Below are 18427 nucleotides of genomic sequence, written 5' to 3'. Positions count from 1 at the left end.
GAACTCCTCGGCCCCCGTCAGCGGCGAGCATCAGGTCGCCCAGGTCGCCGCGAGGTCGAGCAGGGACAGGTCCGACCCGCGCGGCCCCACGAGGCACAGCCCGACGGGTGCCCGCCGCCCGGAGGCCAGTGGCACCTCGAGGACGGGCGCCGAGACGGCAGGAGCACCGAGCACGCCGGCGACGCAGGTCAGACCGAGCGTCGCCGAGCGCACCGCGTCCACCTCGGCGGGGGTCGCGCCGAGCGAGGGCGCGGCCGAGGACGCACTCGGCAGGAGCAGCACCCGCCCGTCGAGGAGGGACTCGAGACGGTGACGTTCGTGGCCGAGGGCGACCCGCGCCTCCTCGGCCTGCCGGGGCGAGATCGTCGCGCCGAACGCGAAGCGGGCCGCCACGTCGGCGGCGAGTTCGCCCGGATGCGCGGTGATCCAGTCGCCGTCGGACTGCCAGGCCTCGAAGGCCTGCAGCACGCGGAACAGCTCGAACAGCTGCGCGACGTCGCCCAGCACGACCGGCTCGGGACGCTCGATGCGTCCCGCCGCGGTCGCCTTGTCGAGGGCCCGCCCGAACTCGGCCCGCACCTCGGGCGTGACCGAGGCGAGCAGTCCGGGGTCGACCACGTAGGACGGCTCGACCGGCACCTGATCGGCTGCCGACAGCGATGTCTCGGCCACCCGGCGGAGCAGGTCGACGTCTCGCGTCAACCAGCCGACCGTATCGAAGCTCGGCGCGAGCGGCAGGAGACCGGCACGGTCAACGGCCCCGTGCGTCGTGCGGAGGCCCCAGAGGCCCTGGTACGACGCGGGCACCCGGAGCGACCCGCCCGTGTCGGTGCCGAGGCCGATGCTCGCCTGCCCGAGGGCCACGGCCGCCGCCGGGCCACTGGTCGAACCGCCCGAGATCGCCCCCGGCACGGCGGGGTTCGGTGGGGTGCCGTAGGCCGAGTTGCGGCCCGCGATGCTGTACGCGAACTCGTCGGTCTGGGCGATGCCCTGCAGGTCGGCTCCGGCGTCGAGCAGGTGCTGCACCGCGGCCGCATGCCGGGTCTCGGGGGTCGCACCGGCGAGCCGTGCAGGCACCCCGGCGCCGATCGCGTGGCCCGCGACGGCGAACAGGTCCTTCACGGCGACGGTCTCGCCTGCGAGCGTTCGTGCCGACGGCGGCGCACCGCCTCCACCACCGCCGGACTCAGCCCGAGAGCCCGCAGGAGGCGCGGTGTCGGTCACCCCGTCGTCGCGCCGACCCGAGACGAGCGGCTCGCCCACGACCCGCCAGACCCGGCGGTCGATCGCCGGAGGCGACGCCTGCACCTGCGCCGACGCGATCCGCCACGGGCGAGCACCCTGCGAACCCGAACCCGAACCCGAACCCGACTCTCGGCGCCAGAGCTGCGTGACGACACCGCGTCCACCGGAGGCCGGGGCGTTGACCGACACGACCAGGGCGGTGTCGGCGTCGAGGACCCGCACGTGGCACTCGACCACACGACGCACCGGACCCGAGCCCCGCCTCCCCCGGAAGGCAGCGATGGCGTCGTGCCCGACCAACAGACCACCGGCGTCGGCACGCATCACCGTGGCGGTCGGTTCGAAGGCGGCGGCGAGCGCGACCTGGTCGTCGGCCGCGAGCGCCCGCTCGTAGGCGTCGAACGCGGCGCTCAGGCCGTCGGGCACGTCACCCTCGACGGTCGTGGGGACGGTGCCCGAGCCGACCCGTGCCTCCTCGTGCCGGGGCAGGTCGGGGGGCGTCGCATCAACCACCGAAGTCCGCCTTGCGGATGCGGGCGTGGACGCCCTTGACCAGGTCGACGACCTGCGAGATGTCGAAGTCGGTCGCGGCCGACAGGTAGGCGTAGGCGAGACTGCGGTCCATGCCGTAGCGGGCCTCGAGCAGGTCGATCGCCGCGCGGACGCAGGCGCGGACCGCCTCGTCGAGGTCTTCGTCGAGACCGGTGGGCACGAGCAACTCGGCGGTCTCGGCCAGCGGCCCGGCGATCTCGCCGAACAGTGCCACGGCCTGGGCACGCGGCACCAGGTCGAAGCGGACCGTGACGCGCAGGCTGGCCTCCATCGCGGTGAGTGCGACCTCGCCGTCGCCCTGGGCGAAGTGCGGGTCGCCGACGTAGGCGAGGGCCCCGGGCACCTGGACGGGCAGGTGCAGGGAGGCGCCCTCGGTCAGCAGGGCGATGTCGACGTTGCCCCCGTGTGAGCCCGGCGGCACCGAGTGCGGTCGCTCGTCGCCCGCGACGGCGACGCCCATGATGCCGAGGAACGGGTGCAGGGGGAACCGCACGGTGTGCTCGGCGCCGGGTACGAGCGGCAGGGTGCCGACGAGTGAACCGTCGGGCTCGTGGTCGACGGCCGCGAAGACGCTGACCGGGCCGGCCTCGAGCGGGAACTCGCCGGCGAGGGCGCCGCGACCGTGACGGTTCGAGATGACGCCGTAGGGCACCCGCGGCGTCGCGTCGAGCAGGGTCATCGTGACGACGTCGCCGGGCTGCGCCCCGCGGATCGCGATGGGCCCCGTCACGACGTGCGGTCCGTCGGCGGCGGGGTCTCGGCCGTGCCGCTCGTCGCCCGCGGCGGCCAGGGCGACCGCGTCGTCGAGCACGTGGTCGGCAGGCACCCCGTGACGGGCGAAGAAGGCCCGGGGGTCACGCCCCTGGTCGTCGAGCACGCCCTCGTGACTGAGGGTGTCGATGAGGACGGCCGTGCCCGGGTCGATCGTGAGCACCGGCTCGTCGGAGGCGCAGGGCAAGCGCCCCCACAGGGTGGTGGCGAGTGTCGCGGGCACGTAGGGAACGGCCCCGTCACGGTCGCCCGGCGACAGGGGCTGCAGGATCGGAGTCGCGGGAACGGGGCCCGACGGGGGCGCTGGGGTCGCCTCGGAGATCGCCATGCCCAGCACAGTAGCGAGTGGACGCCTCGTCCCGACAAGCCTTCTGAAACGAGTTGTTCACAATTCGTCGATCGTGAAACAAGTCGTTCACACGGTTGTGTGATCATCGCCGCATGGCGATCATCCTCGGCGACAACCAGTACGGCAAAGCAGAGTCGCGACTCGTGCGCTTCTACCGCGACGGGCCCCGACACGAGATCCGCGACGTCAACGTCACGACCGCGTTGCGCGGCCCCTTCGACGCGGCGTACCTCCGCGGCGACCAGAGCGCCGTCCTGCCGACCGACACCCAGAAGAACACCGCGTTCGCCTTCGCGAAGTCGAAGGGCGTCGAGGCCGTCGAGCGCTTCGGGCTCGAGCTCGCCCGCCACTTCGTGCACGACGTCGAGCCCGTGACGGGCGCCCGCATCGAGATCGAGCAGTACGACTGGCAGCGGGCCGTGGTCGACGGCACCGAGCACGACCACACCTGGCTGCGCTCGGGGCAAGAGGTCCGGACCGCCGCCGTCACGGTCGACGACACCGGCGAGTACGTCGTGGGCGGCCTGAAAGACCTGGTCCTGCTCAAGTCGACCGGCTCCGAGTTCGCCGGGTTCCTGACCGACGAGTTCACGACCCTGCCCGAGACGCACGACCGCGTCATGGCGACGGCCCTCGACGCGAAATGGCGCTTCGGCACGACCGACGTCGACTGGGAGGCCACGTACGCCGAGGTCAAGCGCTTGATGGTCCGCGAGTTCGCCACCCTGCAGTCGCTCGCCCTCCAGCAGACCCTGTGGCACATGGGCACGGCCGTCCTCGAGGCGATCCCCTCGATCGTCGAGGTGCGTCTCAAGGCACCCAACAAGCACCACTTCGCCTACGACCTCTCACCCTTCGGCCTCGAGAACCCGGGCGAGGTCTTCTGGGCCGCCGATCGCCCGTACGGTCTGATCGAGGCCACCGTGCTGCGTGACGACGCGCCGCCGGCCCACGACGCCTGGCGTGCGTCCGCGGGCCTCGCATGAGCGTCGTCGAGTCCATCGACCCCATACCCGCCACACCCCGAGGAGACACCGTGACCGGAACCGACGACGCCCGCTGGCTGGCGCGCACGATCGAGTTGGCCGTCGAGAACGTGGCGAACGGGGGCGGACCGTTCGGGGCCGTCATCGTGCGTGGCGACGAGCTCGTGGCCGAGGGGCAGAACCGGGTGACGGCCAACCTCGACCCCACCGCGCACGCCGAGGTCACCGCGATCCGCGCGGCGTGCCAGGCGGTCGGCGAATTCTCCCTCGCCGGCACGACCCTCTACACCTCGTGCGAACCGTGCCCGCTGTGCCTCTCGGCGTCGCTCTGGGCGAGGGTCGACCGGGTCGTGTACGCCGCCGACCGGCACGACGCCGCGCGCGGCGGTTTCGACGACCTGGAGTTCTACGAGCTCTTCGCGCGCGACCGGTCCACCTGGGACCTCCCCGTCGACGAGGTGCGCCCCACGAACGCGCCGGCGCCGTTCGAGGCGTGGCTGACCCACGACCACCGCACCGACTACTGAGCCGCCGTGCGAGGGGGGTCAGCTGCCGCGATAGGTCGAGTACGCGAACGGGCTGAGCAGCACGGGCACGTGGTAGTGGCTCGACTCGTCGGCGAGGGTGAAGTCGATCGTCACACGCGGGTAGAACGTGTCACGCCGCGACGCCGCGAAGTAGGCGGCGGTCTCGAAGACGAGTCGGTAGTCGGCGGCGGGCAGGGCGTCCGGGCCGAGCTCGGGCACGCGCCCGTCGGCGTTCGTGACTCCGGTGGCGAGCTCGACACCCTGGGCGTCGAAGAGCGCGACGGGGACGTCGGCCGCCGGGCGGCCCAGCGCGGCGTCGAGGACGTGCGTGGTGACGTGGCTCATGCGCCGACCTCGTCCGTGCGGCCGGTGGACGCCGGCTCGGCGAAGGTCGTCTGCAGCCGCAGCAGGGCGATGTCGCGCAGCTCCGCCCCGACGATGCGCTGCTCGGTGTCGTCGTCGAGCCCGAGCCGCCGGTGCAGCTCGCCCACGATCTCGGCCCGGCTCCGACCGGCGGCGCGGATGAGGAACACCCGGTCGAAGCGCTGCTCGTACGCGGCGTTGCCCTCGGCCAGCAGCTGCGCGAGGGTCTCGTCGTCGGCGTCGGCCGCCGAGCCCTGCTCGCGTCGGCTGAACTCCTGGGCGGCCCCGTCGCCGACCGGCTTCTCGCCGATGCGCGGGTGGTGCGCCATCGCCTCGTCGATCTCGGCGGCGCTGAGCGGCGTCGCGGCGGCGGCCGCGACCGTGATCAAGGCGTCGGCGTCGGCGAACGGCGACTGCGCGGCGACGTCGTCGGCCCATCGCTCGACGTTCAGGGCGGCCAGCAGATGCGAACGCAGGGTGGCGTCGTCGAGCTCGATCATGACGCACACCCTAGCGACGGTGCCCCGACGCGACGGGAGCGGCTGGCCGACCCGCGCCTCCCGGGCTCCGAGCGGGGGCACGAGGATCGGTGACGGTCGTTCGACGCCGAGCGAGCCGACACATGCTCGAAACCCCGGTCGTGCAGAGTGGGTGCTCCCATGGACCTGACCACCGTTCGCGAGATCCGCACCCCGTCACGTCGAGACGAGATCGTCTTCGCGCCCGGCGAGCGTCCCCTCGGCGGCGGCACGTGGCTGTTCTCCGAACGGCAACCCGGGCTGACCGGCTTGGTCGACCTGACCTCGCTCGGGTGGACGCCCGTCGAGCGAGGCAGTGCCGACGACGGCCGCGACGTCGTCGGCATCGCCGCCACCTGCACCATCGCCGAGCTGCTGCGGCTGCCCGCCGACGACGACTGGGCCGCCCACCCGCTGATCGACCAGTGCGCGAACTCGCTGCTCGCCTCGTTCAAGATCTGGAACGTCGCGACGGTCGGCGGCAACGTCGCCCTCGGGTTGCCGGCCGGGGCGATGACCTCGCTCATGGCGACCCTCGACGCCACGGCCCTCGTGTGGACCACCGACGGCGATGAGCGTCGTCAGCCGGTGTCCACCTTCGTCACCGGGGTGGTGCAGAACGCCCTCGAGCCCGGCGAGGTGCTGCGCGCGCTCGAGGTGCCGGTCGATTCGCTGCGCTCGCGCACCGGGTTCCGGCGCATCTCGCTGAGTCCCCTGGGCCGTTCGGGCACGCTGGTCACGGCCCGACTCGGCCTCGACGGCGAGTTCGTCGTCACCGTCACGGCGGGGACGACCCGTCCGGTCCAGCTGCGCTTCGACGAGGTGCCCGGCGAACGGGCCCTGGCGGACGCCCTCGCCCGGGTCGACTGCTGGTACTCCGACCCCCACGGCGATCCCGACTGGCGTCGCGCGATGAGCACCCGCTTCGCCGACGAGCTGCGCGTCGAGCTCGGGCAGCCGGCCACCGACGTGCTCGTCCCGGCCGGCCGGGCACGACCTCACCGGGAGGCGACCCACGACCCCCGCAGCGCCACCGCGCGGGCGAGGTCGACGCCACCCGCCACCACGACCCCCGGAGGCGCGCGATGACCCCGAGACACGTCACGTTCGAGGTCGACGGCCTGCCCCTCGACGCCGACCTCGCACCCGGTCAGGTGCTGCGCACGGTGCTGCGCGAGAACGGTGTCCACTCGGTCAAGAAGGGATGCGACGCGGGCGACTGCGGCGCCTGCTCGGTGCTGGTCGACGGCGACCCCGTGCACTCGTGCATCTATCCCGCGCACCGGCTCGAGGGCCGGGCCGTGACGACGGCGGCCGGTCTCGGCACACCCGAACACCCCCACCCCGTGCAGCAGGCGTTCGCGGACGCGGCCGGGTTCCAGTGCGGCTTCTGCACCGCCGGCATGGTGGTGACGGCCTCGACGTTCACCGAGGCCGACGCGGACGACCTCCCGCGCCTCCTGAAGGGCAACCTCTGCCGGTGCACGGGGTACCGGGCGATCGGCGACGCGATCTGCGGCGTCTCGAACACGGTGTCCCCGGCCGACGGCGAGGCGGCCGGACGTTCGGTCAAGGCTCCGGCGGCGATGCGCGTGGTGTCGGGCAGCGAGCCGTACACGCTCGACTTCCGCAGCACGACGAAGCTGCAGCACCTCGCCGTGCTCGGCAGCCCGCACGCACACGCCCGCATCACGTCGATCGACACGAGCGCGGCCGAGGCGCTGCCCGGGGTGCACCTGGTGTTGACGCACCGTGACTCCCCCGCGACCCTGTTCTCGACCGGTCGCCACGAGGACCGCGAGGACGACCCCGACGACGGACTCGTCCTCGACCCCGTGCTGCGGTTCCGCGGGCAGCGCGTCGCCGCGGTCGTCGCCGACGACGTCCGCACGGCGACGAACGCCCTGGCCGCGATCGTGGTCGAGTACGAACCCCTGCCCGCCGTGTTCGACCCCGAGACGGCGCGCACGCCCGGGGCCCCGTTGCTGCACGGCGAGAAGACCAGCGAGGTGTCGCGCATCGCGTTCCCCGAGCGCAACACCGTGGCCGCGATGCACGACGAGACCGGTGACGTCGAGGCCGGCCTGGCAGCGGCGGACGCGGTGGTCGAGGGCACCTGGCGTACGCAGCGCGTCTCGCACGGAGCCCTCGAGACGCACGCCTCACGCGGCTGGCTCGACGACGACGGACGCCTCGTGATCCGCACGGCGAGCCAGGTGCCGTTCCTCGTGCGGGACGAGCTGGCTCACGTCTTCGAACTGCCGCAGGAGCAGATCAGGGTCTTCGCCGCCCGCGTGGGCGGCGGTTTCGGGGGCAAGCAAGAACTGATCACCGAAGACCTGGTCGCCCTCGCCGTGCTGCGCACCGGACGACCCGTGCAGTACGAGTTCACCCGCGAGGACGAGTTCACGATCGCCCCGACCCGCCACCCGATGCGGGTCCGCGTGCGGGTCGGCGCGACGAGCGACGGGGTGCTGACCGCGATGCACGTCGACCAGTTGATGGACACGGGCGCCTACGGCAACCACGGCGTCGGCGTCATGTACCACTCGGTGCACGAGTCGACCAGCGTCTACCGCTGCCCGAACAAGCGCGTCGACGCCGAGTCGGTCTACACGAACAACCTGCCCTCGGGGGCGTTCCGCGGGTACGGGCTCGGGCAGGTCGTCTTCGCCGTCGAGTCCGCGATGGACGAACTGGCCCGCGAGCTCGGCATCGACCCGTTCGAGTTCCGCCGCCGCAACGTGATCGTCCCCGGCGACCCGATGGTGGTCACCGACCCCGACGAAGAGAGCGACCTGCTGATCGGCAGCTACGGACTCGACCAGTGCCTCGACCTGGTCGAGCAGGCGCTGGAGTCTCCTGCTCCCGAGGGCGCGCCTCCTGCCCCCGTCGGCCCGACCTGGTCGACCGGACGAGGCATGGCCCTCGCGATGATCGCGACGATCCCGCCGCGCGGTCACTTCGCCGACACCTCGATCGAGTTGCTGCCCGGCGGCCGCTACGACATCGGCGTCGGCACGGCCGAGTTCGGCAACGGCACGACGACCGTGCACACCCAGCTCGTCGCCTCGGCACTCGGCACCACGCCCGACCGGGTCGTCGTCCGTCAGTCCGACACCGACGTGGCCCGCTACGACACCGGGGCCTACGGTTCGGCCGGCGTCGTCGTCGCGGGCAAGGCGCTGCTCGCCGCGGCCCACAAGCTGCGCGCGGCCATGGTCGACCGTGCCCTGGCGATCGCAGGAGGCGCGGGTCACGCCGTCGACACCGCCACCGCCCCCGAGGTGGTCGCGGGCGGCGTCGTGGTGCGGGTCGGCCCCGGCGTCGACGCGACCGTCCTCGTCTCGAGCGAACGGCTGCTGGCCGACGGTCCGCTCGCCGCCGACGGGGCCCACGACGGCACCCCGCGCTCGGTGGCGTTCAACGTGCACGGCTTCGAGGTCGCCGTCGACCGGGCGAGCGGGGAGGTGCGCCTGCTGCGCTCGGTGCAGGCGGCGGACGCCGGAGTCGTGCTGAACCCCGAGCAGCTGCGCGGTCAGGTCGAGGGCGGCACGGCGCAGGCGATCGGCACCGCGCTCTACGAAGAGATGATGCTCGACGACGAGGGGCGCGTGCTGACGACGGCATTCCGCAACTACCGGATGCCCAAGTTCGGCGACGTGCCCGAGACCGAGGTGCACTTCGCGACCACGCACGACGACCTCGGCCCCCTCGGTGCCAAGTCGATGAGCGAGGCGCCGTACAACCCGGTGGCCCCGGCCCTGGCGAACGCGATCCGCGACGCCCTCGGCGTGCGGCCGTACGAGCTGCCGATGTCCCGCGACCGACTCTGGCGCCTCGCCGGCGGGCGCTGAGCCGGGCGGGGCCCAGCCGAGCGACGCGGGGCCGGGCCGAGCCGAGCGACGCGGGGCCGGGCCGGGCCGAACGGAGCCGGGCCGGGCCGAACGGAGCCGGGCCGGGCCGAACGGAGCCGAGCCGGGCCCTCGCCCCCTGAGCCTGATCCGGTACGTACCGGATCACGAGTCGCACCACGAAATGAACGTCGCACCGCCGACATGCGCGGTGCGACGTTCAGTCGATGGTGCGACGCAGGGGCGCGCCGAGCCGAGCCGGGCCGGGCCGGGCCGAGCCAGGCCTGCCGACCGAGCCGAGCCCCGCCCGGCACGCGGGCCGGGGTCGACTCACACCCCGCCCGGCGGCCCGGGCCCCGGCTCAGACCTCGCGCTCGGTCACCCCGGCCGGTGCCGCAGGCCCCCGCACGGCGTCGTGCGCCGACACGTCTCGGTCCGCGCCCTCGTCGCGCGCCTGCACCCGGGGCGAGTTGAGCAGCAGGTTGAGCAGCACGGCGACGATCGCCCCGGCGCTGATGCCCGAGTCGAAGACGATCGTGAACCAGGTCGGGAACTGCGCGTAGATCTCGGGGCTGACCGTGGGCAGCAGGCTGACGCCCAGAGCGACCGCCACGATCAGGATGTTGCTGTTCGTGAACCGCACCTTCGACAGCGTCCGGATGCCGCTCGCCGCCACCATGCCGAACAGCGCGACGCCGGCTCCGCCGAGAACCGCCACCGGCACGCCCTCGACGACGGCCCCGAGCGCGGGCACCAAGCCGAGCACCACGAGGATGCCGCCCGCCAGCGTCGCCACGTACCGCGACTTCACGCCCGTGATGCTGACCAGCCCCACGTTCTGTGCGAAGGCGGTGTACGGGAACGTGTTGAAGATGCCGCCGATGACGGTCGACAGTCCGTCGGCCCGCAGCCCGTCGGCGAGGCGACGCGGCGTCACCGGCCGGTCGACGATCTCACCCACCGCGATGATGTCCCCGGTGGTCTCGGTCATGATCACGAGGCCGACGATGCACATCGACACGATCGCGCTCACCGGGAAGGTCGGCAGCCCGAAGTGGAACGGCAGGGCGAGGCCGAACCAGGCGCTCTCGCCGACGCCGCTCCAGTCGGTCAGACCGAACGGCCAGGCGACGAGTGTGCCGACGACGAGTCCCAGCAGGATCGACAGGCGGCGGAGCGCAGGAGGCGCGAACCGCTCGATCAGGATGATCAGCAGCAGGGTGCCCGCGGCGAAGGCGATGTCGAGGGGACGTCCGAAGTCGTCGGAACCCGTGCCTCCTCCGACCCATCCGGCCGCGACGTCCATCAGCGAGACGCCGATTATCAGGATGACCGTGCCGGTGACGATCGGCGGGAAGAACCGCACCAGCTTCGAGAAGAACGGCGCCAGCAGCATCATGAAGACGCCGCTCGCGATGACCGAGCCGTAGATCGCCGTGATGCCGTACTCGCCGCCGATCACGATCATCGGCCCGACGGCGGCGAAGGTGCAGCCCTGCATCAACGGCAGCCGCACCCCGAAGCGCCAGAACCCCACGGACTGCACGATCGTCGCGATGCCGGCCACGAACAGGTCCGCGCTGATCAGGTACGCGATGTCGCCGGGCTCGAGCCGGCCCATGCCGACCAGCGCTCCGCCGACGATCAGCGGGACGGCGACCGCCCCGGCGTACATCGCGAGCACGTGCTGGAGGCCGAGCGGGAAGAGCCTCCGCAGCGGGGGGACGCGGTCGACGGGGTGCTTCTCGACGGTGTCGACGGGTGCGCCGCCGGCGGCAGCCGGTACGGACGAGGGCTGGGACATCGGGACTCCTGATCGTGGGGATGCCGGGTGGTCGTCGTCAGCGTACGAAACGCGGGTTTCGTCGCGACGGCACGCGTGTTTCAGGCTCGTGACGTGAGCGCGGCGGGTGCCGATGAACCCGGTTCCGAACGATGCACCCACGAGCAACCGGGTGCATCGTTCGAAACCGGGTGCATCGAGAAGGAGGCGCGGGCTGGCTGCCGAGGACCGGAGCAGCATGCGGCGCGGTCGCCGGGCAGTGCCACGCACGGCGCCCGGCGCGCCACGGCCACGGCCACGGCCAGCTGCTCAGCGGGCGGTGATCGCCCGGACGAGGTGCATCGTGACGTCCGCAGACCGCCCCGCCGTCAGGGCGAGGTTCTCGTCGTGCACGTCGTGGGCGTCCGGACCGGCGAGGTCGCTGATGCCGCGCACCGAGACGAACGGCACGTGGTGGACGTGACAGGTCTGGGCGATCGCCATCGACTCCATGTCGACGGCGTCCACGTCGACGACGTCGGCGAAGGCGCTCCGCACGCCGATCACGCGCTCGGCGGTCATGAACGCGTCGCTCGAGGCGATCAAGCCGGGCCGCACGGCCCAGCCGCCGCCCGAGGCGCTCGACACGCTCGACGCGACACCGCCGCCCGAGGCATCGCCCGTGTCGGACGAGACCGACGAGACCGACGTGTCGTAGGCGACCGCCGCCTCCATGAGGGCCTCGTCGGCGTGGAAGCTGGCCGGCATGCCGGGCACCTGTCCCAGCCGGTAACCGAACACGCGCGCGTCGGCGTCGAGGTTGACGTACTCGGAGCCCGCCACGACGTCGCCGATCTCGATGCCGGCCCCCATGCCCGCGGCCGTGCCGGCGCTGATCACGGTCGGCACCACACCCTCGAGCGAGCCCGCCCGCACGATGGCCGAGGTGGCCGCCCCGGCCGCGTTGACGAACCCGATGCCGCTCTGCACCAGCAGCAGCTCGACCCCGTCGATCTCGACGACGCGCTGCAGCGACCCGCCGACGGCGACCGGCTCGTCGACGCGCGACGCCCGTGACACGAACGGCTCGGCCTCGTCGCTCATCGCCACGATCACGATGATCGACGGCGCGGCGAGCGCCGCGACACCGTCGGCAGGAGGCGCGGCGTGCGTCCCGGTCATCGGGTGACGGTCGACCACTCGTCGCGGGCCGCGAGGAAGTCGCGGGCGACGCCCTGCGCACCCTCGAGGGTGTGGTTGGCGCCCCAACCGCACTGGACCTCGTTGGCCGCGGGGACCTCGGTGGCGGTGGTGATGTCGGTGAGGGTGCCCTCGATGAGCGACAGGACGTCGTCCATCGCGGGGTCGCCCTGCAGGATCAGGTAGAACCCTGTCTGGCAGCCCATCGGCGAGAAGTCGATGACGTCACCCGAGCGGTTGCGGGAGTGCTCGGCGAAGAGGTGCTCGAGCGAGTGGACCGACGCCATGTCGAGGTGCGCCTCGTTCGGCTGCGTGAACCGGACGTCGAACTTCGTGATGACGTCGCCGTGCGGCAGCGTCTTCTGGTCCGCGACGCGCACGTAGGGCGCGGCGACGGTGCGGTGGTCGAGGTTGAACGACTCGACGTTCATCTTGGGCTGGGTCACGATGGTCCCTTCGGGGTGCGGGCGGGGCGCGGGAGGCGCCTCGGCCTCTGCACCGATCTGTGCGTCCCAACGCCCTGTCGACCCTAGGACATTCCCCCCGGGCCGGTCGGCGTGTGACCCCGCGCGGGGCTGCGCCGCGCAGCCCGGCCCGGCCCGGCCCGGCCCGGCCCGGCCCGGCTCGCCACCCCGCCACCCCGCCACCCCGCCACGGAATAAACAAGCCGCCACGCAAAAAGATGGCGGTTTGTTTAATCCGTGGCGGCGAGCGGCGACCGGAAGAAGGAGATGGGTGCGGACCGACGGGCGCCGCACAGCCCGCCGCAGCCCGGCGCGCTACGGCAGCGTGTGCCCGGCCGCCGTGAAGAGCCGGTACCACTCGGGCCGGGTGAGCGGCACGTCGGACCCCGCGGCGCTGTCGCGGAGGTGCGCGACGCTCGTCGTGCCGAGGACGACCTGCATCTCGGCCGGGTGCCGGGTGATCCAGGCGACCGGGATCGCCGACGTCGGCACGTCGTACTTCGTGGCGAGCTCGTCGATGACGTCGTTGAGCTCGGGGTAACCGTCGCGGTCGCCCAGGAACACGCCGTCGAAGAAGCCCTTCTGGAACGGCGACCAGGCCTGCAGGGTCATGTCGTTCAAGCGGCTGTAGTCGAGGATGCCGTTGTCGCGGTCGACGGACTGGTCGAGCCCCGCCATGTTGGCCGCGACGCCCGCGGCGATCAGCGGCGCGTGGGTGATGCTGAGCTGCACCTGGTTGACGATCAGCGGCTGCGTCACGCTGCGCTTGAGCAGCTCGACCTGGGCGGGCGTGTGGTTCGAGACGCCGAAGTGGCGCACCTTGCCGCTCGCGTGCAGCTGGTCGAAGGCCGCGGCCACCTCGTCGGGTGCGACGAGGGCGTCGGGCCGGTGCAGCAGCAGCACGTCGAGGCGGTCGGTGCGCAGGGCGGCGAGCGAGGCGTCGACCGACTCGAGGATGTGCTCGGTCGAGAAGTCCCAGAAGCCGTCGCGGATGCCGACCTTGCTCTGCAGCTGGACCGCGTCGCGCTCGGACGAGGTCATGGTGACGGCGTCGCCGAAGCGCTGCTCGCAGTGGTGGGGGTGGTCGCCGTACACGTCGGCGTGGTCGAAGAAGTCGATGCCGAGGTCTCGGGCCTCGGCCACGAGTTCACGGATCGCGTCGTCGGTCATGCCCGAGATGCGCATGAGCCCGAGGACGATGGTCGAGGCGGGGCGGTCGGTGGTGGGTAACGTCGTCGTCTTCACGCGGCCAGTCTGCTCTCGTTCGCCGTCCCCGGGAGTCGATCCGCGCCTCCTCGGGGGACGGTCAGGAGGCGCGGGGCGCCTGGGGAGGACCCGTCCCGTCGTTCGCGCCCTCCGTTCCGAATGCCCGGCATGACCGTCACCGCGAGCGCGAGCACCGCGCGCGTCGCCGCCGCCCCGCTCGACCGGGCGTGGAGCATCGCGACGCCACTGACCCCCGTCGGGTTCTACCCACGGGCGGGAGTCATCCCGGCCGTCGTGGCCGTCCACGACCAGTCCGGCCCGTGGGACGCCGTGGGGCGCACCCGCCGGCTCGAGCTGTCGGACGGCAGCAGCGTCGTCGAGAGCCTGGTGCGCGTGGAGCCCGACGGGGTCTTCGTCTACGAGCTGAGCGAGTTCACCGGGCTGCTCGGGCGGCTGGTGACCGGTGGCCGTGCCGACTGGAGCTACCGGGCGACGCCCAGCGGACGCACCCGGGTCGACTGGACCTACTCGTTCTTCGCCCGCCCGGGACGTGGGGCGATCGTGCGCGGCATCGTGCGCTTCGCCTGGGCGCCGTACATGCGGCGCGTGCTCGTCGGCATCACCCGCGAGATCGAGCGCACCGCCTAGCCGGACGCGCCCACACCCCAGGAACTCGCCCACACCCCAGGAACGCGCCGACACACCCGTGCGCGCCGAAGGGTCTCGGCGACTTCGTGGGGTCTCGTGCATCCGACGCCCGGCGGGGCACGAGGCACCGCTACCCTCGGGACATGAAAGACGCCACGATCTACGACGTGGCGAAGCGCGCGGGCGTCTCGCACCAGACCGTCAGCAGGTTCCTGCGCGGCTTCGAGGGCATCCGTCCCGCCACCCGCGAGAAGGTCGAGCAGGCACTCGCCGAGCTCGAGTACCGCCCCAACTCGGCGGCCCGCTACCTGCGCCTGCAACGGACGAACCGCATCGGGCTGCTCGCCGACAACATGCAGCAGTCGGGCCCTGCCCGCACCATCGCCGGGGCCACCGAGGCCGCACGCTCGCTCGGCTACGTCACCGACATCGTGTCGATGGACGGCGTCGACGAACGCTCGGTCGACGACGCCCTCGACCTGATGCTCGGGCAGCAGATCGCCGGCATCGTCGTCACGGCGCAGACGGCCGTCGCCCGGTCGGCGCTCGAACGCCGCGCGATCTCCGTACCCGTGGCGCGCGACTTCGGGCTGATGGTCGAGGGCACCACCGAGTCGATCAACGAGCACGCGGGCCGGGTGGCGGCCGAGCACCTCGCGAACCTCGGCCACCGCCGCGTGGCCTACGTCGCCGGGCCGGACCAGTGGCTGGCCGCCCGCGAGCGCGCCGACGGGTTCCACCGGGCCACGACCGCGTCCGGAGGCGCGGTGACGGTCACCGACGTCGGCGACTGGTCCGCGGCGGCCGGCTACGACATCGGGTTGCGGCTCGCCGCCCGCACCGACGACTTCACCGGCGTCGCCGTCGCCAACGACGCCATGGCGATGGGGCTGCTCGCCGCCCTCGCCGCCGAGGGGGTCTCGGTGCCGCACGAGGTCAGCGTGGTCGGCAACGACGACACTCCCGAGGCGCGGTTCATGGTGCCGTCGCTGTCCACCGTGGCGCTCGACTTCGGCTTCGAGGGGGCGCACGTGATGACGTCGCTCATCGCCCGAATCGAGGGGCGGAGCCCCGACACGGCCAGCCGCCTGCCGGTGCCGTCCCTCGTGGCGCGCGCCTCGACCGCACCCGCGCGCGGCTGACGCCCCGGGGCGCGGGCCGACCCGCGCCTCCTGGCCTCCGGTCCGCGGCCCGTCCGCCGCCGCGCACGCCCGACCCGACCCGCGCCTCCTCGCCGCCGGTCCGCCGCCGTCCGACGCCGCGCACGCCCGACCCGACCCGCGCCTCCTGGCCTCCGGTCCGCCGCCGCGCGCGCCGGCGTGCCGAACCCGACCTCCCGCGACGTCCCCGGCGTGCAAATCGCGACGAAGCGCGTCCGACACGCCGCTCGTTTCCGCGCAGACGTCCGATCGAGGGTGCGGTTGTCGCGATTTGCACACCGGAGGGCGCGCGGCTGACGCGAGCAGGGCGAGGACGAGCAGGGCGAGGGCAGGGCAGGAGGCGCGGCGCGGGGGCGCGGGGAGCGGTCGGAAGTGGGGTCTTGCGCAGGCGGCGGGGCGTGGGTTACGTTCTCCGCAGACGCCGATGTTATCGACAACATCCATTCGACGTCCCGAGCACTCGCGGGACGACGTCGGCGGTCGCCACCGCAGCCGACACACACGAACGGGTCAACGATGACGTCAGCACCACGCCACTCCGGGGTTCTCTTCGGAGCCGCCTACTACGCCGAGTACCAGCAGGCGGGCACCCTCGACCGCGACCTCGACCTGATGGTCGAGGCGGGCTTCACGGTGATCCGAGTGGGCGAGTCGGTGTGGTCGACGTGGGAGCCGCGCGAGGGCGAGTTCGACCTCGACTGGCTGCAGCCCGTGCTCGACGGCGCCCACGCCCGGGGCATCGCGGTGGTCCTCGGCACCCCCACCTACGCGGTGCCGCCGTGGCTGCAGGTGCGCCACCCCGAGATCGCCGCCGAGCGCACGACCGGCGTCCGCGCCGGCTGGGGCGCCCGACAGGAGATGGACCAGAGCCACCCCGCCTACCGCTTCTACGCCGAGCGCGTCGTGCGCAAGGTCGTCGAGCGCTACGCCGGGCACCCCGCCGTGATCGGCTGGCAGGTCGACAACGAGCCCGGCAACGAGCGCCCCCGCAACGACCAGGTCTTCGACCGCTTCGTGGCCTGGCTGCAGCGCAAGTACGGCACCGTCGAGCGCCTCAACGAGGAATGGGGCCTGGTCTACTGGTCGCACCGCCTGACCGAGTGGTCGCAGCTCTGGCGTCCGGACGGCAACGTGCAGCCGCAGTACGACCTCGAGTGGCGGCGCTTCCAGGGCGAGCTGGCCGACGAGCTGATCGCCTGGCAGGCCGACGTCGTCCGCGAGTACGCCCGGGACGACCAGTTCGTCACCACCTGCATCTCGTACTCGCGCCCGCAGGTGGCCGACGAGCGGCTCGTCGAGAGCCTCGACGTGACGGCCGGCAACCCCTATTACAAGATGCAGGACGGCCTGACGCTCGGCGTCGAGGTACCCCGCGAGGCCGGCTGGTGGCACACCGGCGTCTGGGCCCTGCAGCAGTGGGGCGACCGGGCGTTCTCGTCGGCGCAGGCACCCTTCCTCGTCACCGAGACCAACGCGCAGTCGATCGGCGGCCCCTGGCAGAACCACCCGCCGTTCGACGGGCAGATCAAGCAGGCCGCGCTGGCGCTCGTCTCCCGCGGCGCCCGCATGGTCGAGTACTGGCACTGGCACACGCTGCACTTCGGCGTCGAGACCTACTGGGGCGGCGTGCTGCCGCACAGCCAGCGTCCCGGCCGCATCCACCGCGAGGTCGCGGCCCTGGGCACCACGCTCAAGGCCGTCGGCGGCGCGGTCGACGGCCTCGAACCCGACGCCGACGTGCTGATGCTCTGGTCGACCGAGACCAAGTGGTCGTTCGAGACCTACCCGCCGCTCGCCCTGCCCGACGGCGGCCCCGACCCCGAGTCGTACCTGCACCTGTTCGACGCGCACTACCGCGGGCTCGCCGAGGCGGGCGTGCAGGTGCGCATCCAGCACGTGGCGCAGTTCGTCGCCGCCGACCCGGCCGAGCTGGCGGCGACGCACCCGGTGCTCGTCGTGCCGGCGCTCTACGTGGTCGACGACGCGACCCTCGCGGCACTCACCGCCTACGCCGAGGCCGGCGGCCACCTCGTGATCGGCATCCGGACGGCCTACGGCGACGAGCTCGCCCGGGCCCGCCGCGACCCCGCCCCCGCCCGCCTCTCGGGCCCCGCGGGCGTCTGGTACGAGGAGTACACCAACCTCGACGAGCCCCTCGCCGTCCACGTCGCGGACGCCGGGACCGCCGAGCGCTCCGACGACACGACCGCAGGAGGCGCGGGCACGGCCCCCGACACCGCCACCGACCCGGCCGACGCACCCTTCGCCCTCGAACCCGGTTCGGCCGGCACCCGCTGGGCCGACGTCCTGCACGTCGAGGACGCCACCGTCGTGCTGCGGGCCGCACCGACCGAGATCGGGGCCGACGCGGTGCTGACGACCCGCGCCTCCGGAGCCGGTCGCGTCAGCTACGTCGCGACCGTGCCGAACCCCGAGCTCTCGCGGTCGATCGCCCGCTGGCTCGTGCCGGCCACGGCGGCGGGTGCGTGGGCGGCGACCGAGACGGTCACCGTCACCACGGGGTCACGAGCCGACGCCCCCGGGCTCGCCTTCGTGTCGAACTGGTCGGCCCACGAGGCCACCGTCACCACCCCCTCCGCGGTCCGCGACCTCGAGACCCGCGAGGTCGTCGCCGCCGGCACCACCCTGACCCTCGCCCCGCGCGCGGCCCACGTCTACGAGCTCGTCGACGCGGGCCACGAGGCCGACGCCGCCGCCCCGGACGAGGCCGCCACCGCCGGCGCCGCGTCCTAGGCGAGCCGCCCCGCCCCTCCGACCGCACCACCCGACCCCCGCACCACTCCCCCACCCCCTCGAGGAAG

General features: G+C 73.0%; 15 protein-coding genes. 7 read left to right on the top strand and 8 right to left on the bottom strand.

From position 1 onward, the window contains the following. Positions 1–30: 30 nt before the first annotated feature. Together BIV04_RS09840 and BIV04_RS09835 are read right to left on the bottom strand one after the other, a co-directional pair. Positions 31–1758, bottom strand: coding sequence for an AtzH-like domain-containing protein (locus tag BIV04_RS09840; RefSeq protein ID WP_255364246.1), 1728 nt, complete (start codon positions 1756–1758; stop codon positions 31–33). Further along, positions 1751–2896, bottom strand: coding sequence for an acetamidase/formamidase family protein (locus BIV04_RS09835; RefSeq protein ID WP_083396338.1), 1146 nt, complete (start codon positions 2894–2896; stop codon positions 1751–1753). Before BIV04_RS09835 ends, BIV04_RS09840 begins: the two co-directional genes overlap by 8 nt. 113 nt (positions 2897–3009) lie before the next feature. Between BIV04_RS09835 and pucL the strand changes: the two genes are divergently transcribed. After that, positions 3010–3903 carry a factor-independent urate hydroxylase gene (gene pucL / locus BIV04_RS09830; RefSeq protein ID WP_043596242.1) on the top strand — a complete coding sequence of 298 codons (894 nt, stop codon included), beginning with the start codon at positions 3010–3012 and terminating at the stop codon, positions 3901–3903. Positions 3904–3953: 50 nt separating this feature from the next. Beyond that, positions 3954–4430 carry a nucleoside deaminase gene (locus BIV04_RS09825; RefSeq protein ID WP_071256520.1) on the top strand — a complete coding sequence of 159 codons (477 nt, stop codon included), beginning with the start codon at positions 3954–3956 and terminating at the stop codon, positions 4428–4430. An 18-nt stretch (positions 4431–4448) separates the two neighbouring features. Here the strand turns inward: BIV04_RS09825 and uraH are convergent, their stop codons facing one another. Together uraH and uraD are read right to left on the bottom strand one after the other, a co-directional pair. Beyond that, on the bottom strand, positions 4449–4775 hold the full coding sequence (uraH, locus tag BIV04_RS09820) for a hydroxyisourate hydrolase (protein ID WP_071256112.1): 327 nt from the start codon (positions 4773–4775) through the stop codon (positions 4449–4451). Then, positions 4772–5293 (bottom strand): 2-oxo-4-hydroxy-4-carboxy-5-ureidoimidazoline decarboxylase, encoded by a 522-nt coding sequence (gene uraD, locus BIV04_RS09815; RefSeq protein WP_071256110.1) that lies wholly within the window; start codon positions 5291–5293, stop codon positions 4772–4774. The genes uraH and uraD overlap by 4 nt, the downstream gene beginning before the upstream one ends. A 159-nt stretch (positions 5294–5452) precedes the next feature. Here uraD and BIV04_RS09810 point away from each other — a divergent pair, with 159 nt between their 5' ends. Both BIV04_RS09810 and BIV04_RS09805 read left to right on the top strand, forming a co-directional pair. Beyond that, positions 5453–6400, top strand: a complete 948-nt coding sequence (locus BIV04_RS09810; RefSeq protein WP_071256108.1) for an FAD binding domain-containing protein — start codon at positions 5453–5455, stop codon at positions 6398–6400. Continuing rightward, on the top strand, positions 6397–9168 hold the full coding sequence (locus BIV04_RS09805; RefSeq protein WP_071256104.1) for a molybdopterin cofactor-binding domain-containing protein: 2772 nt from the start codon (positions 6397–6399) through the stop codon (positions 9166–9168). Before BIV04_RS09810 ends, BIV04_RS09805 begins: the two co-directional genes overlap by 4 nt. Before the next feature lie 358 nt (positions 9169–9526). On the opposite strand, the gene BIV04_RS09800 is transcribed toward BIV04_RS09805, so the two are convergent. The 4 genes from BIV04_RS09800 to BIV04_RS09785 all read right to left on the bottom strand — a co-directional run bounded on the left by BIV04_RS09800 (position 9527) and on the right by BIV04_RS09785 (position 13836). After that, positions 9527–10969 (bottom strand): nucleobase:cation symporter-2 family protein, encoded by a 1443-nt coding sequence (locus BIV04_RS09800; RefSeq protein ID WP_083396336.1) that lies wholly within the window; start codon positions 10967–10969, stop codon positions 9527–9529. 288 nt (positions 10970–11257) lie between these two features. Next, a complete protein-coding gene (locus tag BIV04_RS09795) occupies positions 11258–12109 on the bottom strand; it encodes a 5'-methylthioadenosine/S-adenosylhomocysteine nucleosidase (protein WP_083396335.1) in 852 nt (283 codons plus the stop codon). After that, positions 12106–12558: an S-ribosylhomocysteine lyase gene (locus tag BIV04_RS09790; RefSeq protein WP_043597358.1), complete on the bottom strand. Its 453-nt coding sequence runs from the start codon at positions 12556–12558 to the stop codon at positions 12106–12108. Before BIV04_RS09790 ends, BIV04_RS09795 begins: the two co-directional genes overlap by 4 nt. A gap of 348 nt (positions 12559–12906) precedes the next feature. Then, on the bottom strand, positions 12907–13836 hold the full coding sequence (locus BIV04_RS09785; protein ID WP_071256103.1) for an aldo/keto reductase family oxidoreductase: 930 nt from the start codon (positions 13834–13836) through the stop codon (positions 12907–12909). A gap of 129 nt (positions 13837–13965) precedes the next feature. On the opposite strand from BIV04_RS09785, the gene BIV04_RS09780 reads away from it, so the two are divergent. The 3 genes from BIV04_RS09780 to BIV04_RS09770 all read left to right on the top strand — a co-directional run bounded on the left by BIV04_RS09780 (position 13966) and on the right by BIV04_RS09770 (position 18359). Continuing rightward, positions 13966–14445, top strand: a complete 480-nt coding sequence (locus tag BIV04_RS09780; RefSeq protein ID WP_255364245.1) for an SRPBCC family protein — start codon at positions 13966–13968, stop codon at positions 14443–14445. Between the two features lie 143 nt (positions 14446–14588). Continuing rightward, positions 14589–15587, top strand: a complete 999-nt coding sequence (locus BIV04_RS09775) for a LacI family DNA-binding transcriptional regulator (protein WP_071256099.1) — start codon at positions 14589–14591, stop codon at positions 15585–15587. Between the two features lie 534 nt (positions 15588–16121). Further along, positions 16122–18359 carry a beta-galactosidase gene (locus BIV04_RS09770; protein WP_071256098.1) on the top strand — a complete coding sequence of 746 codons (2238 nt, stop codon included), beginning with the start codon at positions 16122–16124 and terminating at the stop codon, positions 18357–18359. Positions 18360–18427: the final 68 nt, after the last annotated feature.

The organism is Frigoribacterium sp. MCBA15_019 (assembly GCF_001864945.1).
Taxonomy (GTDB): domain Bacteria; phylum Actinomycetota; class Actinomycetes; order Actinomycetales; family Microbacteriaceae; genus Frigoribacterium.
The sequence above is the reverse complement of the archived record's forward strand: the minus strand, read 5'-3'. Positions and strand labels throughout refer to the sequence as shown.